The organism is Aquincola tertiaricarbonis (genome assembly GCF_000969605.1).
Taxonomy (GTDB): domain Bacteria; phylum Pseudomonadota; class Gammaproteobacteria; order Burkholderiales; family Burkholderiaceae_C; genus Aquincola; species Aquincola tertiaricarbonis.
The window spans coordinates 1-15,010 of the sequence record NZ_JZUE01000011.1 but is presented as its reverse complement, the minus strand read 5'-3'; the positions used below and the strand labels follow the sequence as shown (position 1 = coordinate 15,010).

At 72.6% G+C, this 15,010-nt stretch carries 11 protein-coding genes; 7 read left to right on the top strand and 4 right to left on the bottom strand.

The features are described 5' to 3' along the window. Nucleotides 1–96 precede the first annotated feature (96 nt). Nucleotides 97–1,029: a sigma-70 family RNA polymerase sigma factor gene (locus tag VO99_RS14715; protein WP_046113651.1), complete on the top strand. Its 933-nt coding sequence runs from the start codon at nucleotides 97–99 to the stop codon at nucleotides 1,027–1,029. 19 nt (nucleotides 1,030–1,048) lie between these two features. Here VO99_RS14715 and VO99_RS14710 read toward each other — a convergent pair whose 3' ends face one another. After that, on the bottom strand, nucleotides 1,049–2,056 hold the full coding sequence (locus VO99_RS14710; RefSeq protein WP_046113803.1) for an LLM class flavin-dependent oxidoreductase: 1,008 nt from the start codon (nucleotides 2,054–2,056) through the stop codon (nucleotides 1,049–1,051). A 491-nt stretch (nucleotides 2,057–2,547) separates the two neighbouring features. Between VO99_RS14710 and kdpF the strand changes: the two genes are divergently transcribed. The 6 genes from kdpF to VO99_RS14680 are packed head-to-tail and all read left to right on the top strand — an operon-like array spanning nucleotide 2,548 to nucleotide 10,584. Next, the gene (gene kdpF / locus VO99_RS14705; protein ID WP_083440609.1) at nucleotides 2,548–2,643 is read left to right on the top strand and encodes a K(+)-transporting ATPase subunit F; all 96 of its coding nucleotides are present in this window, start codon (nucleotides 2,548–2,550) and stop codon (nucleotides 2,641–2,643) included. After that, nucleotides 2,640–4,352 (top strand): potassium-transporting ATPase subunit KdpA, encoded by a 1,713-nt coding sequence (kdpA, locus tag VO99_RS14700; RefSeq protein WP_046113649.1) that lies wholly within the window; start codon nucleotides 2,640–2,642, stop codon nucleotides 4,350–4,352. The genes kdpF and kdpA overlap by 4 nt, the downstream gene beginning before the upstream one ends. 11 nt (nucleotides 4,353–4,363) lie before the next feature. Continuing rightward, a complete protein-coding gene (gene kdpB, locus VO99_RS14695) occupies nucleotides 4,364–6,454 on the top strand; it encodes a potassium-transporting ATPase subunit KdpB (protein ID WP_046113802.1) in 2,091 nt (696 codons plus the stop codon). Nucleotides 6,455–6,474: 20 nt separating this feature from the next. Beyond that, complete coding sequence (gene kdpC / locus VO99_RS14690) at nucleotides 6,475–7,074, top strand: potassium-transporting ATPase subunit KdpC (protein ID WP_046113648.1); 600 nt, start codon at nucleotides 6,475–6,477, stop codon at nucleotides 7,072–7,074. A gap of 58 nt (nucleotides 7,075–7,132) precedes the next feature. Further along, a complete protein-coding gene (locus tag VO99_RS14685) occupies nucleotides 7,133–9,883 on the top strand; it encodes a DUF4118 domain-containing protein (RefSeq protein WP_046113647.1) in 2,751 nt (916 codons plus the stop codon). Further along, nucleotides 9,880–10,584 carry a response regulator gene (locus VO99_RS14680; protein ID WP_046113646.1) on the top strand — a complete coding sequence of 235 codons (705 nt, stop codon included), beginning with the start codon at nucleotides 9,880–9,882 and terminating at the stop codon, nucleotides 10,582–10,584. Before VO99_RS14685 ends, VO99_RS14680 begins: the two co-directional genes overlap by 4 nt. A 10-nt stretch (nucleotides 10,585–10,594) precedes the next feature. On the opposite strand, the gene VO99_RS14675 is transcribed toward VO99_RS14680, so the two are convergent. The 3 genes from VO99_RS14675 to VO99_RS14665 all read right to left on the bottom strand — a co-directional run bounded on the left by VO99_RS14675 (nucleotide 10,595) and on the right by VO99_RS14665 (nucleotide 14,804). Beyond that, a complete protein-coding gene (locus VO99_RS14675; protein WP_046113645.1) occupies nucleotides 10,595–12,682 on the bottom strand; it encodes a hybrid sensor histidine kinase/response regulator in 2,088 nt (695 codons plus the stop codon). Between the two features lie 37 nt (nucleotides 12,683–12,719). After that, nucleotides 12,720–13,982 carry a phospholipase D-like domain-containing protein gene (locus VO99_RS14670; protein WP_052736344.1) on the bottom strand — a complete coding sequence of 421 codons (1,263 nt, stop codon included), beginning with the start codon at nucleotides 13,980–13,982 and terminating at the stop codon, nucleotides 12,720–12,722. Between the two features lie 69 nt (nucleotides 13,983–14,051). Next, complete coding sequence (locus tag VO99_RS14665) at nucleotides 14,052–14,804, bottom strand: class I SAM-dependent methyltransferase (RefSeq protein ID WP_052736343.1); 753 nt, start codon at nucleotides 14,802–14,804, stop codon at nucleotides 14,052–14,054. Nucleotides 14,805–15,010 lie beyond the last annotated feature (206 nt).

The following is a 15,010-nucleotide window of genomic DNA, read 5'->3' as shown; positions in this document are numbered from 1 at the left end:
ATCGGCGGCGGCCGTGGAGGGCTGTCGGCAGCGTCCTGCATGCCGCCACATGCCGGAACGGCGATTGCCAACAGAAGGCATGTCGCAAGGACCACCATGATCTCGATGCACGGCGTGCCGTCCTCCCTGATCGCCCGCAACACCTCGTGGGTGCGCCAGGAAGCGGCCACGCTGGCGCGCAAGCTGCCCTCGAACGTGGAACGGGCCGACCTGATCCAGGCCGGCTTGATTGCGGTGGCGCAGGCCGCACTGTCCTTCGAGTTCGGCGGCAGCCACGAGACGGAGGAAGCGCGGGAGGCCTTCGTGCGCTATGCCCGCTCCCGCGTGCGCGGCGCGATGATCGACGAGCTGCGTGCGATGGACGTGCTGCCGCGGGCCGAGCGTCGCAAGATCAAGGCGGTGGACATCGCGCGTGAACGCTGGCTGGCGCTGCATGGCCGCCCGGCCACGATGGCCGAGGTGGGCGAGACCTGCGGGTTGACGGTGGAAGAGGTGGCGCAGCTCGACCAGTCGGCCGCCATGGCCCGCACCGAGAGCCTGACGCCCACCGACCCCGGCGACGACGCCCCCATGCGCACCCACCGCGAACCGGCCACGCCGCAGGAGGAAGTGGAGGCGCGGGTGGACACCGGGCTGCTGATGCAGCGGCTGGAGGCGATCTTCGCGGCGCTGCCGGAGGGCGACCGCCAGGTGATCGACGCCTACCTGGGCGTGGGCATGACGCCCGGCCAGCTGGCCGCCTCGCGGCAGCTCACGCCGTCACGCATCGCCCAGATGTACGGCGCCATCTGCCGGCGCATCGCGGTGCACATGGGCACCGCACCGGCCCGTGCCACCGACCGCGTGGGCGGCGACGATTCGCGCGGGTTCCAGCAGCTGGTGCAGGCCCGCGAAGCCGCGCTGGAGCGTCAGCAAGCCCATGGCAACTGGGGCGCGCTGCTGCAGAACGCGCTGGGCGGCGAGGCGGTGTTCAGCAGCCGCAGCGACGACCCCGACCGCATCGTGGTGGGACCGGGCACGCGCTGGTAGCCGGCCCGCCGCCGCCGGCTCAGGCGGCCTGCATCGGCTGCATGGCCTGCATGGCCTGCATGGCCAGCGTGTACGAATGCAGGCGCGCGGCCGGGTCGAACATCTGGCAGGTGACCATCAGCTCGTCGGCCTGGGTGCGCTGGATGAAGGCCTGCAGCTGGCGCTGCACCGTCTGCGGCGAGCCGATGGCGCTGCACGACAGCACGTCGTCCAGCATGGCGCGCAGCGGCGGCGGCAGCGATTCCAGGTAGCCCGGCACCGGCGGCTGCAGCCGGCCCGCACGGCCGGTGCGCAGGTTGACGAAGGCCTGCTGCATGGAGGTGGCCAGCAGCTGGGCCTGCTCGTCGGTGTCGGCGGCGAACACATTGAAGCCGAGCATCACATGCGGCTTGTCCAGGTGCTCCGACGGCCGGAAGCCGCTGCGGTACACCTCGATGGCCTGCATCATCTGCGCCGGCGCGAAGTGCGAGGCGAACGCATACGGCAGCCCCAGCATCGCGGCCAGCCGCGCGCCGAACAGGCTGGAGCCGAGGATCCACACCGGCACCTTGCTGCCCCGCCCGGGCACGGCGCGCACGGTCTGCTGCGGCTCGTCGGACATCAGGTCGATCAGTTCCAGCACATCCTGCGGGAACGCATCGGGATCGGTCGCCAGGTCGCGGCGCAGCGCCCGCGAGGTGGCCTGGTCCGATCCCGGCGCGCGGCCCAGGCCCAGGTCGATGCGGCCCGGATACAGCGCCTCCAGCGTGCCGAACTGTTCAGCGATGACCAGCGGCGAATGGTTGGGCAACATGATGCCGCCCGCCCCCACCCGGATGCGCTGGGTGCCCCCGGCGATGTGCCCGATGAGCACGGCCGTGGCCGCGCTGGCGATGCCGGGCATGCCGTGGTGCTCGGCCAGCCAGTAGCGCCGATAGCCCAGCCCTTCGGCATGCTGGGCCAGCGCGAGCGAGTGGCGGAAGGAGGCAGCGGCGTCGCTGCCTTCGGTGATGGGGGCGAGGTCGAGGACGGACAGGACGGTAGACATCTGGTGCACTTGGGGTCTCGGGTGGGAATGGCAAGTGTTGACCTTCCTGCCGGGTAAGCCGTCGGAAGTGTCTTGTTCGGCTGCCTTGTGCTGGACGGTGCGCTCTAGGTCAGGCGGATGCTTGTGCCGCGGCTGTCGGTGCTGTTCTTGTTCGGCCGCCGCGCGGGGCAGTCCGTGCGCAGCACGGACCGCGGAAGCTAAGCCCCCGGGCCTGCCCGCACGGCCCTGCGCAAGCCGCCCGCAGCAAGCCACCACACGGCGAACCAGGCCAGAACCTGTCTAGACAAGCAGGCACCACCCTCTTGATGCGTTCTTGACACCCACCCCCCGCTTCTTGCCACCGTCTTGACACCCTGCTGCCTAGCATCGTCTTCCTCTAAGGAGGACCTCATGGACCTTGTCTATCTCGCACTGGCCGCCGCCCTCTGGCTGGCCATGCTGGCCCTGGCGCATGGCTGCCAGGCGCTGCAGCCGCCGCAGGTGCAGCGGCCATGAACATGCTGTGGTATTGGGTGGCCGCCGCGCTGGCGGCCGGCCTGCTGGTCGTGCTGGTGGCCGCCCTGCTGCGGCCGGAGAAATTCTCATGAGCGGCGCCGCCTGGTTGCAACTGGCCGCCTTCCTCGCCGCCCTGCTGGCCGTGGCCTGGCCGCTGGGCCGCATGATCGATGCGGTGATGGCCGGCCGCTTTGCCATGGGCCGGCGGCTGGAGGCCCCGCTGTTCCGCCTGGCCGGCGTGCAGCCCGGGCAGGAAACCGGCTGGCTGCCCTACGCCACCGGCCTGCTGGTGTTCAACGGCCTGGGCGTGCTGGCGGTGTATGCGCTGCAGCGCCTGCAAGGCGGGCTGCCGTTCAATCCGCAAGGCCTGTCGGCGGTGTCGCCCGACTCGGCCTTCAACACCGCCATCAGCTTCGTCACCAACACCAACTGGCAGGGCTACGGTGGCGAGACCACGATGAGCCACCTCACCCAGATGGCCGGCCTGGCGGTGCAGAACTTCCTGTCCGCGGCCACCGGCATCGTGGTGGTGGTGGCGCTGGTGCGCGGCTTTGCGCGCCATGGTGCCGGCGGCATCGGCAACGTGTGGGTGGACCTCACCCGCGCCACGCTGTGGGTGCTGCTGCCGCTGTCGTTCGTGCTGGCGCTGTTCATGGCCGGCCAGGGCGTGGTGCAGCACCTGGCGGCCGATGCCGTGGTGCAGCAGCCGCTGGCCGGCGGGCCGCCGCAGGTGCTGGCGGGCGGGCCGGTGGCCTCCCAGCTCGCCATCAAGATGCTGGGCACCAATGGCGGCGGCTTCTTCAATGCCAACTCGGCCCATCCCTACGAGAACCCGGACGCGCTGACCAACTTCGTGCAGATGCTGGCCATCCTGGCCATCCCGGCGGCGTTGTGCTTCGTGTTCGGCCGCATGGTGGGCGACCTGCGCCAGGGCTGGGCGGTGCTGGCCGCGATGACCCTGCTGCTGGTGCTGGCGGTGGTGGCCACCACCGCCTTCGAGCAGCAGGGCAACCCGGTGCTGGCCGGCCTGGGCGTGGACGATGCCGCCAGCACCACCCAGGCCGGCGGCAACATGGAAGGCAAGGAGCTGCGCTTCGGCATCCAGGCCTCCACGCTGTTCGCAGCCATCACCACCGCGGCCAGCTGCGGTGCGGTCAATGCCATGCACGACAGCTTCACGCCGCTGGGCGGCGCGGTGCCGCTGCTGCTGATGCAGCTGGGCGAGGTGGTGTTCGGCGGCGTGGGCTCGGGCCTGTACGGCATGCTGCTGTTCGCGGTGATGGCGGTGTTCATTGCCGGCCTGATGATCGGCCGCACGCCGGAATACCTGGGCAAGAAGATCGAGGCGCACGAGATGAAGATGGTCTCCATCGCCATCCTGGTGCCGCCGCTGCTGGTGCTGGCCGGCACCGCGCTGGCCGTGCTCACCGACGCCGGCCGCGCCGGCGTGCTCAATCCCGGCCCGCACGGCTTCACCGAGGTGCTGTACGCGCTGAGCTCGGCCGCCAACAACAACGGCAGCGCCTTCGCCGGCCTGTCGGCCAACACGCCCTTCTACAACGTGCTGCTGGCCGTGGCCATGTGGCTGGGCCGCTTCGGCGTGCTGCTGCCGGTGCTGGCCATGGCCGGCGCGCTGGCGGCCAAGAAGCGCATCGCTGCCGGCGAGGGCACGCTGCCCACGCATGGCCCGCTGTTCGTCGTGCTGCTGATCGGCACGGTGCTGCTGGTCGGGCTGCTCAACTACGTGCCGGCACTGGCACTCGGCCCGGTGGCCGAGCAGCTGCTGCTGCCGGCACGGTGAAGGACCTGTCGATGAGTCGCAAGACCCAACCCACCCTGTTCGATCCGGTGCTGCTGCGGCCGGCCCTGCTGGAGGCGCTGCGCAAGCTGGACCCGCGCGTGCAGTGGCGCAACCCCGTCATGTTCGTGGTGTACGTGGGCAGCGCCTTCACCACCGCGCTGGCCATCGCCGAGCCCGCGGCCTTCACCGCCGCGGTGGCGCTGTGGCTGTGGTTCACCGTGCTGTTCGCCAACTTCGCGGAGGCGCTGGCCGAAGGCCGCAGCAAGGCCCAGGCCGCCAGCCTGCGCGGGCTGAAGAAGACCACCTGGGCCAAGCGCCTGCAGGGCGACTGGCGGCGCAGCACCACGCCGCGCGAGGCGATGCAGTGGCATCCGCTGGAGGCCGACCAGCTGCGCCAGGGCGACGTGGTGCTGGTGGAAGCCGGCGAGACGGTGCCCGCCGACGGCGAGGTGATCGACGGCGTGGCCTCGGTGGACGAGAGCGCCATCACCGGCGAATCGGCCCCGGTGATCCGCGAGTCGGGCGGCGACTTCAGCGCCGTCACCGGCGGCACGCGGGTGCTGTCCGACTGGGTGGTGGTGCGCGTCACGGTCAACCCGGGCGAGACCTTCGTCGACCGCATGATCGCGATGGTGGAGAACGCCAGCCGGCAGAAGACGCCCAACGAGATCGCGCTCACCATCCTGCTGGTGGCGCTGACGCTGGTGTTCCTGGGCGTGGTGGCCACGCTGCTGCCGTTCTCGCTCTTCGGCGTGGCGGTGTCGGGCGGCGGCGGCCAGCCGGTGGGCCTGGTGGTGCTGGTGGCGCTGCTGGTGTGCCTGATCCCCACCACCATCGCGGGCCTGCTCGGCGCCATCGGCGTGGCCGGCATGAGCCGCATGCTGCAGGCCAACGTCATCGCCACTTCCGGCCGCGCGGTCGAGGCCGCCGGCGACGTGGACGTGCTGCTGCTGGACAAGACCGGCACCATCACGCTGGGCAACCGCCAGGCGCACCAGTTCATTCCCTCAACGGGCGTCACGGTGGCTGCGCTGGCCGAGGCGGCGCAGCTGGCCTCGCTGGCCGACGAGACGCCCGAGGGCCGCAGCATCGTGGTGCTGGCCCGGCAGCAGCACGGCCTGCGCGAGCACGACGGCGCGGCGCAGGGCGCCAGCTTCGTGCACTTCACCGCGCAGACCCGCATGAGCGGCGTGGACCTGCCCGCGGGCGCCGGCCTGGCGCCACGCAGCTTGCGCAAGGGCGCGGCCGACGCGGTGCGCCGCCATGTCGAATCGCTGGGCGGCAGCTTTCCGCCGGCGCTGCAGGCCGCGGTGGACGAGGTCTCGCGCCGCGGCAGCACGCCGCTGGTGGTGGCCGAGGGCGCCCGCGTGCTGGGCCTGGTGGAGCTGAAGGACGTGGTCAAGGGCGGCATCAAGGAGCGCTTTGCCGAGCTGCGCCGCATGGGCATCCAGACCGTGATGGTGACCGGCGACAACCGCCTGACCGCCGCCGCCATCGCGGCCGAGGCCGGCGTGGACGACTTCCTGGCCGAGGCCACGCCCGAGGCCAAGCTGGCGCTGATCCGCGAGCACCAGGCCGCCGGTCGGCTGGTGGCCATGACCGGCGACGGCACCAACGATGCGCCGGCCCTGGCCCAGGCCGACGTGGCGGTGGCGATGAACACCGGCACCCAGGCCGCCAAGGAGGCCGGCAACATGGTGGACCTGGACAGCAATCCCACCAAGCTGATCGAGATCGTGGAGACGGGCAAGCAGATGCTGATGACCCGCGGCGCGCTCACCACCTTCAGCATCGCCAACGACCTGGCCAAGTACTTCGCCATCGTGCCGGCCGCCTTCGTGGGCACCTGGCCGCAGCTGTCGGCACTCAACGTGATGCAGCTGGCCAGCCCGTCGTCGGCCATCCTGTCGGCGGTGGTGTTCAACGCGCTGGTGATCGTGGTGCTGATTCCGCTGGCGCTGCGCGGCGTGGCCTACCGGGCGGTGGGCGCGGCCGCGCTGCTGCGGCGCAACCTGGCCATCTACGGCCTGGGCGGCGTCGTCGTGCCCTTCATCGGCATCAAGGCCATCGACCTGCTGATCGCAGCCGCCGGCCTGGCCTGAACCCCTCACCTCCTCTTGCCATGAACCAGACTTCCCTCTCCACCCCCGGCCTGCTGCGGCCTGCGCTGGTGCTGTTCCTCGTGCTGTCGCTCGTCACCGGCATCGTCTATCCGCTGGCCGTCACCGGCGTGGCACAGGCGGCCTTTCCGGCGCAGGCCGCAGGCAGCCTGGTGCAGCGCGATGGCCGCGTCGTCGGCGCGGCGCTGGTCGGGCAGCACTTCGCCAGTCCGGCGCAGTTCTGGGGCCGGCCATCGGCCACCGCGCCGCAGCCCTACAACGGCGGCGCATCCGGCGGCTCCAACCTGGGCCCGCTGAACCCGGCGCTGCGCGAGGCGGTGCAGGCTCGCATCGCAGCGCTGCGCGCGGCCGATCCCGGCAACACGCAGCCGGTGCCGGTGGACCTGGTGACCGCCTCCGCCAGCGGGCTGGACCCGCACATCAGCCCCGCCGCGGCCGGTTACCAGGCGCCGCGCGTGGCGCGGCTGCGCGGCGTGCCGCTGGCGCAGGTGCAGGCCCTGGTGCAGGCCCACACCCAGGGCCGGGTGCTCGGCTTCCTGGGCGAGCCGCGGGTGAACGTGCTGGCGCTGAACCTGGCGCTGGACGAACTGGCGCGCCGCTGAGGCGGGCGGCCCGTGCGTGGGAACATGGCGCCATGAGCATGCGCAACACCACCGCCCGATGAGCCGTGCCGGTGACCCGCAGCGCCCCGATCCCGATGCCCTGCTGGCCCGGGTGCAGCGCGAGGAGGCCGGCGCCCGCCGCGGCCGGCTGAAGATCTTCTTCGGCGCCTCGGCAGGCGTCGGCAAGACCTGCGCCATGCTGCAGGCCGCCCACGCCGCGCTGGCGCAAGGCATGCCGCTGCAGGTGGGCCTGGCCGAGACCCATGGCCGCGCCGAGACCGAGGCGCTGCTGCAGGGCCTGCCGCGCCTGCCGCTGCAGGCCGTGGCCCACCGCGGCCGCACGCTGGCCGAGTTCGACCTCGATGCGGCATTGGCCTTCGCCGCCCGGCATCCGGGCGCGCTGCTGCTGCTGGACGAGCTGGCCCACAGCAATGCGCCCGGTGCCCGCCATCCCAAGCGCTGGCAGGACGTGGAGGAGCTGCTGGCCGCCGGCGTGCACGTGTGGACCACGATGAACGTGCAGCACCTGGAAAGCCTGAACGACATCGTCGGCGGCATCACCGGCGTGCGGGTGCGCGAGACGGTGCCCGACCGCCTGTTCGACCAGGCGGACGAAGTGGTGGTGGTCGACCTGCCGCCCGACGAGCTGCTGGCGCGCCTGAAGGCCGGCAAGGTGTACCTGCCGCCCCAGGCCGAGCGCGCGGCCGCCCACTTCTTCCGCAAGGGCAACCTGCTGGCGCTGCGCGAGCTGACGTTGCGCCGCGCCGCCGACCGCGTGGACGGCCAGATGCAGGCCTGGCGCCGCAGCGAGGCGGGCCCTGCCGTGTGGCCCAACCGCCCGGCGCTGCTGGCCTGCGTGGGCACCGGCCCGCAGGCCGAGGCCGTGGTGCGCAGCTGTGCCCGCCAGGCCGCGCAGATGGATGTGCCCTGGCATGCGGTGCACGTGGAAACGCCCGCGGTGCAGGCGCTGCCGGAAGCCCGCCGCCAGCAGGTGCTGCGCGTGCTGCGGCTGGCCGACGAGTTGGGCGCGGCCAGCACCACGACCCTCACCGCACCCGAGGCCGCGCCCGCGCTGGTGCGTCATGCCCGGGAGCACAACTTGGTGCGCCTGGTGCTGGGCCGGCCGGCGCGGCGGCACTGGCCCTGGCAGCCGCCGCTGGCCGCCCGCCTGGCCGCGCTGGGCCAGGAACTGGAGCTGCTGCAGGTGGCCGGGCCCGCACTGCCCGCCCCGGCCGCGATGCCGTCCAGCCCCTGGGGCGCCGCACCGGCGGCACCGCTGCGCTGGCGCGGCCATGCGGCCGCGGTGGCGGCCTGCGCCCTCACCGCGCTGCTGGCCACGCCGCTGCTGGGCCGGCTGGAACTGAGCAACATCGTGATGCTGTTCCTGCTGGTGGTGGTGGGCGTGGCGCTGCGCTGGGGCCGCGGGCCGGCGGTGGTGGCCGCGGTGGTGGGCGTGGGCCTGTTCGACCTGCTGTTCGTCTCGCCGCGCTTCTCCTTCGCGGTGAGCGACGTGCAGTACCTGGTCACCTTCGGGGTGATGCTGGTGGTGGCGCTGGTGATCGGGCAGCTCACCGCCGGGCTGAAGGCGCAGGCCGAGGCGGCCCGCCAGCGCGAGCACCGGGTGCGCGGCCTGTACGAGATGGCGCGCGACCTCTCCGCCGCGCTGCTGCCGGAGCAGGTGGCCGAGATCGGGGCGCGCTTCCTGAAGGCCGAGTTCGATGCCGGCTCGGCGGTGCTGGCCGCCGATGCCGACGACCGCCTGGTGGTGCTGCCCGGCGCCACCGCGCAGGTGGATGCGGGCGTGGCGCAATGGGCCTTCGACCGCGCCAGCCCGGCCGGCCGCGGCACCGACACCCTGCCCGCCAGCGCCTGCCTGGTGCTGCCGCTGAAGGCGCCGATGCGCGTGCGCGGCGTGCTGGCGGTGCACACGCCCAGCCCGCATCCGCCGGGGCCGGAGCAGCGCCGGCTGCTGGAGACCTGCGCCTCGCTGCTGGCCATCTCGCTGGAGCGCATCCACTACATCGACGTGGCGCAGGCCAGCACGGTGCAGATCGAATCGGAGCGGCTGCGCAACTCGTTGCTGTCGGCCATCTCGCACGACCTGCGCACGCCGCTGTCGGCCCTGGTGGGCCTGGCCGATGCGCTGGCGCTGCAGCCGCCGCAGCCGCCCTCGGTGCAGGCGGAGATCACCCAGGCCATCCGCCAGTCGGCGCTGCGCATGGGCGCGCTGGTCAACAACCTGCTGGACATGGCCCGGCTGCAGGCCGGCGCGGTGCAGCTCAATCGCGCCTGGCAGCCGCTGGAGGAAGTGGTGGGCGCGGCGCTGGCCGGCTGCGCGCCGCTGCTGGCCGGCCGGCCCCTGGCCGTGAAGCTGGCCGAGGGGCTGCCGCTGGTGCTGCTGGATGCGGTGCTGTTCGAGCGCGTGCTGGCCAACCTGCTGGAGAACGCGGCCAAGTACACGCCCGCCGGCAGCGCCATCGAGATCGGCGCCCGGCTGGCCGACGGCCGGCTGGAGATCACCGTGGACGACCACGGCCCCGGCCTGCCCGCCGGCCGCGAGGAACAGCTGTTCGAGAAGTTCGAGCGTGGCAGCAAGGAAAGCGCCACCCCCGGCGTGGGCCTGGGCCTGGCGCTGTGCCGTGCCATCGTGCAGGCGCATGGCGGCAGCATCCACGCCGGTGCCCGGCCCGGCACCGGGCCGGACGCCCGGGGCGCCCGCTTCACCATCCGCCTGCCGCTGGGCCAGCCGCCGCAGGACGACGGCCGCGATGCCGCGCTGGCCTCCCCCTCCGACACCACCACGCCATGACCACCGCCGAACAAGCGCCCCGCCCCCGCATCCTGGTCGTGGAGGACGAGGCCGAGATCCGCCGCGTGGTGCGCCTGGTGCTGGAAGGCGAAGGCCACGAGGTGTTCGAGGCCGACACCATCGAGCGCGGCCGCATCGAGGCCGCCACCCGGCGGCCCGACCTGCTGGTGCTGGACCTGGGCCTGCCCGATGGCGACGGCGTGGCGCTGATCCAGGCGCTGCGCGGCTGGTCGGCGCTGCCCATCATCGTGCTGTCGGCCCGCAGCGCCGAGGCCGACAAGATCGCCGCGCTGGATGCCGGCGCCGACGACTACCTGGCCAAGCCCTTCGGCGCGGGCGAACTGCTGGCGCGCGTGCGGGCCCAGCTGCGCCGCCACTACCGGCAGACGGCCGAGGGCGCCACCACCATCGCCTTCGGCGCGGTGAGCATCGACCTGGCGCGCCGCACGGTGCAGCGAGAGGGCCAGGCGCTGCACCTCACGCCCATCGAATACAAGCTGCTGACGCTGCTGGCCACCCAGCCCGACCGCGTGCTGACGCACCAGCAGCTGCTCAAGGCCGTGTGGGGCCCCGGCCATGCGCAGGACACCCACTATGTCCGGGTGCACATGGCCAACCTGCGCAAGAAGGTGGAGGCCGATCCGTCGATGCCGGCCCACCTCGTCACTGAGGCCGGCATCGGCTACCGCTTCCTGCCCTGAGGCCGCGGCCTCAGCTGGCGCCGGCTATCAGGCCGTCCACCTGCGCGGCCAGCGCCGCCAGCTCGAAGGGCTTGGTCAGCACCTGCAGGCCCGGCTGCGGCTGCAGGCCGCCGAACACCGCGTTCTCGGCATAACCGGTGATGAACAGCACCTTCAATGCCGGCCGCAGCGCCTGCGCGGCATCGGCCAGCTCGCGGCCGTTCATGCCGCCGGGCAGGCCCACGTCGGTCACCATCAGGTGGATGGCGGCGTCGGAACGCAGCAGCTGCAGGGCGGCGGCGGCCTCGGGCGCCTGCAGCACGTGGTAGCCCATCTCCTCCACCACCTCGGCCACCAGGCCGCGCACCGGGGCGTCATCGTCCACCACCAGCACCGTGCGGCTGCCGCGGGCGCGCGGCATCGGCTGCGCCTCGGCGGGCGCCGGATCTTCGGCGGCCAGGCCCTCGTGCCGCGGCAGGTACAGGCACACGCGGGTGCCCTGGCCCACGCTGGAGCGGATCTCCACGCCGCCGCCCGACTGCTTGGCGAAGCCGTAGATCATCGACAGGCCCAGGCCGGTGCCCATGCCCATCGGCTTGGTGGTGAAGAAGGGCTCGAAGGCACGGGCCACCACGTCCGGCGGCATGCCCATGCCGTCGTCCGCCACGCTCAGGCACACATAGGCGCCCGGTGCCACGTCGGCGCCCGACGGCTCGCCCGGCAGCACGTGGCGGTTGGCCGTGGTGATGGTCAGCGTGCCGCCGCCGGGCATCGCGTCGCGCGCGTTGATGCACAGGTTGAGCAGCGCGTTCTCCACCTGGTGCGGGTCGGCCAGCGTGGTCCACAGCTCGGGGCCCAGCACCACCCGCAGCGTGATGCCGGGGCCCAGCGCGCGGCGCACCAGCTCCTCCATGCCCACCACCAGCCGGTTCACCGACAGCGCCTTGGGCGCCAGCGTCTGCCGCCGTGCGAAGGCCAGCAGGCGGTGGGTGAGCGCGGCGGCGCGGCGGGCCGCGCCCAGGCCCATGATCACCAGGCGGTCGATGTCCTGCAGCCGGCCCTCGGCCACGCGGCGGCGCAGCAGCTCCAAACTGCCGGTGATGCCGGCCAGCAGGTTGTTGAAGTCGTGCGCCACGCCGCCGGTGAGCTGGCCGATGGCCTCCAGCTTCTGCGACTGGCGCAGCTGCTCCTGCGAAGCCGCCAGCGCGGCCGCCTGGGCCTCCACCTCGGTCACGTTGCGGCCCACGGCATTGATCAGCCCGTCGGCGGAGCGGGTGTTCCATTCGATGTGGCGGTAGCTGCCGTCGCGGTGGCGGTAGCGGTTGCGCAGCGCGACCAGCGGCCGCCCCTGCGAGGCGGCCTGCGCCCCTTCGCGCGTCGGGGCCACGTCGTCGGGGTGGATCAGCTCGAACACCGAGTGGCCGACGAGCTGCTCCGGCGTCCAGCCCAGCAGGTCGGTCCAGGCCGGGTTCACCGCCACCATCTCGCCGTCGAAGCGGCAGCGCAGCATCAGGTCGGAGGACAGCGTCCACAGCGCATTGCGGTCGCGGGTGCGCTCCTCCACCCGCGCCGCCAGCTCCCGCGTGAGGGCCCGCAGGTCGGCCTCGGCCGCGTCGCGCCGCTGCTCGGCCAGCACGCGGTCGGTGATCTCGCTGCCCTGGTTCAGCAGACCGACGATGGCGCCGCTCTCGTCGCGGATGGGCGTGGCGGTGAAATCCCACCAGGTGTCCACCCGGCGGCCATGGCGCTCGATGGGCAGCGGCACCCGCTGCTGCTGCATGCCGCGGCCGGTGCGCAGCACCTCGAAGAAGGCGGGCGACACCGCCTCCCAGGCGCTGCCCCACACCTGCGCCACCGGGCGGCCCAGGGCCCAGGGATGGCGCTCGCCCATCGACGGGATGTAGGCGTCGTTGTAGAGCATGCGCAGCTCCGGCCCCCACAGCACCGTGCCCAGCATCGGCGAGTTGAGGCAGGCGGCCACCATGCTGCGCAGCGCCGGCGGCCAGCCGGCCACCGGGCCCAGCGGATGGGCGGCCCAGTCCATGCCGCGCATCAGCCTGCCCACTTCGCCGCCGTCGCTCAGGAAGATCGAGGGGTCGGGGCGGGACGGCGGGCTCATGCGGGCCGATTCTGCCCGGCCCGGCCCGGCGCGCGGCTCACAGCAGCTCGTTGAGCAGGTAGAAGGTGTTGTCCTTCAGCTTGTGCCAGGTGCCGCGGCGGGTCCAGGTCTCGAGGTCGATCTCGACGGCGCGCTGCGCATAGCGCTCGAAGATGGCGTCCAGCCGCTCGGCCAGCGCGCGGTCGGCGATGGACAGGCTGATCTCGTCGTTGATCTCGAAGCTGCGGTCGTCGAAGTTGCTGGAGCCGATGGCGCACCATGCGCCGTCCACCGTCATGATCTTCTGGTGCAGCAGCGTGTGCGGGTACTCGAACAGCCGCACGCCGCAGCGCAGCAGCTTCTCGAAGTTGCGGTGGCCGGCATGCTGCACCATGGGGTTGTCGGAGCCGCTGGTCGAAGGCATCAGCACCCGCACGTCCACGCCGCGCTTGACGGCCGAGCCGAAGGCGTCGATGGCTTCCGGCTCCGGGATGAAGTAGGGGTTCTGGATCCACAGCCGCTTGCGCGCCAGGCAGATGGCGGTGTGATGCAGGATCTTCACCGCGGGCGACGAGTTCTCCGGCTTGGCGTACACCGCATGGATGGTGAGGTCGCCGGCCGGCTGCAGGGGCGGGAACACCGCCTCGCCCACGAAGAGCTCACCGGTCTCGCCGGCCCAGTTCTCGCTGAAGGCGCCCTGCAGGCTGTGCACGATGGGGCCGTGCAGGTGCAGGCTCACGTCGGCGAAGTGCTGGCCGTCCTCCGCGTCGCCCAGCCAGTCGTCCACGATGCAGTGGCCGCCCACGAAGGCCTCGCGGCCGTCGAGGATGACGATCTTGCGGTGGTCGCGGTCGTTGAACACGCCGATGTTGCGCAGCGCCCGCTTGTGGAAGAAGGTGACGCGGCAGCCCGCCTCGCGCATGGCGTCCACCACCTCCTTGCCGGCGTTCTTGGAGCCCTGCGCATCCAGCAGCACCCGCACCTTCAGGCCGGCGCGGGCCCGCTCGGCCAGCGCGGCGGCCAGGCGCCGGCCGAGCACGCCGTCCTTCCATAGGAAGGTCTCGAAGTGCACCGACTTCTGCGCCGCGGCGATGCGCGCCAGCAGCACGTCGAAGAAGGCGCCGTTCTCATGCACCTCCACGCGGTTGCCGGGCAGCGCGGTGCCCAGCGTCAGGCCGGCCAGCGTGGGCATCAACTCGTCGATGGGGCTGTCGCATTCGATCTTCAGCGAAGGATCGCGGTGGCGGCGTATCGACCAGATCACCAGCAGCTGCACCACCACCATGGCGGCCAGCAGACCACCCCAGAACGCACCACCCATGCCCGCCTCCGCCGGTTGTTTGCCACCCGGCTTGCAACTGGCGAGCCCGCGCCGCGGAGGGGCCCCTTGTTACGGGGCGCGGCCGGCGCGTCCGCCGCCAGGGAACGGCAGCACCCTGGCACCCGCGGGCCCGGGCGCGGCATTGCGCAGCACCACCAGGCGCGACAGGCCGAACAGGTTCACCGGCTTGACGGACAGCACCTGCCAGTCATGCGCCAGGATGTGCTCGTCGTAGCGGAAATCGGAGCGGAAGCCCACGTGGTCGGCCAGCGACCGCACGGCCCGCTCCATCAGCCACCAGAAGCGGCTGCCGCTGAAATGGTTGACCACCAGCACCGTGCCGTCGGGCTTGCACACGCGGCGGATCTCGCGCACCAGCCGCGCCGGATCGGGCGTGACCGACAGCACGTAGGGCACGGTGACGCAGTCGAAGCTGGCATCGTCGAACGGCATGTGCTCGGCGTCGATGCGGTGCAGCTCCACCTGGCGGCCGGGCAGCGCGGCGGCCCGCTGGCGGGCGCGGGCCAGCATGTCGGCCGACACGTCGATGCCCACCACCTGCGTCGCCGCGGGATAGTGGGCCAGCGTCAGGCCGGTGCCCACGCCCACCTCCAGCAGCCGCGCGGGCTGCAGCGCCGCGGCGGCGCTGCACATCGCGCGGCGGCCGGGCGCCAGCACCTGGCCGAACATCAGGTCGTACAGGCCGGCCATGCGGTCGTAGGTGCGCTCCACCCCGGTTGCCGCGGGCGGGTCGAGCCGCGCGGCGGCAGGCGCAGGCGGGGCAGCGGGCTCGTGCAGGCGGTTGTCGCCGGGTGATGTCATCGGCACGGCTCCCAGGGGTGTGGGCAGCGCGGTTGCAAGCCGCATTCCCGGGAAATTTTCCCTGTTGCAGGCTGCAGCGCTTGGTTAGGTTGGCCTCCCACAGCACCACGACGGAGACTGACCGATGCCGCAAGCTCTTCCCACCGCGCGCCTGGCGGCCTGCCTGCTGGCCGGCGCCCTGGCCTGCGCCGGCGCTGCCGCGCAGG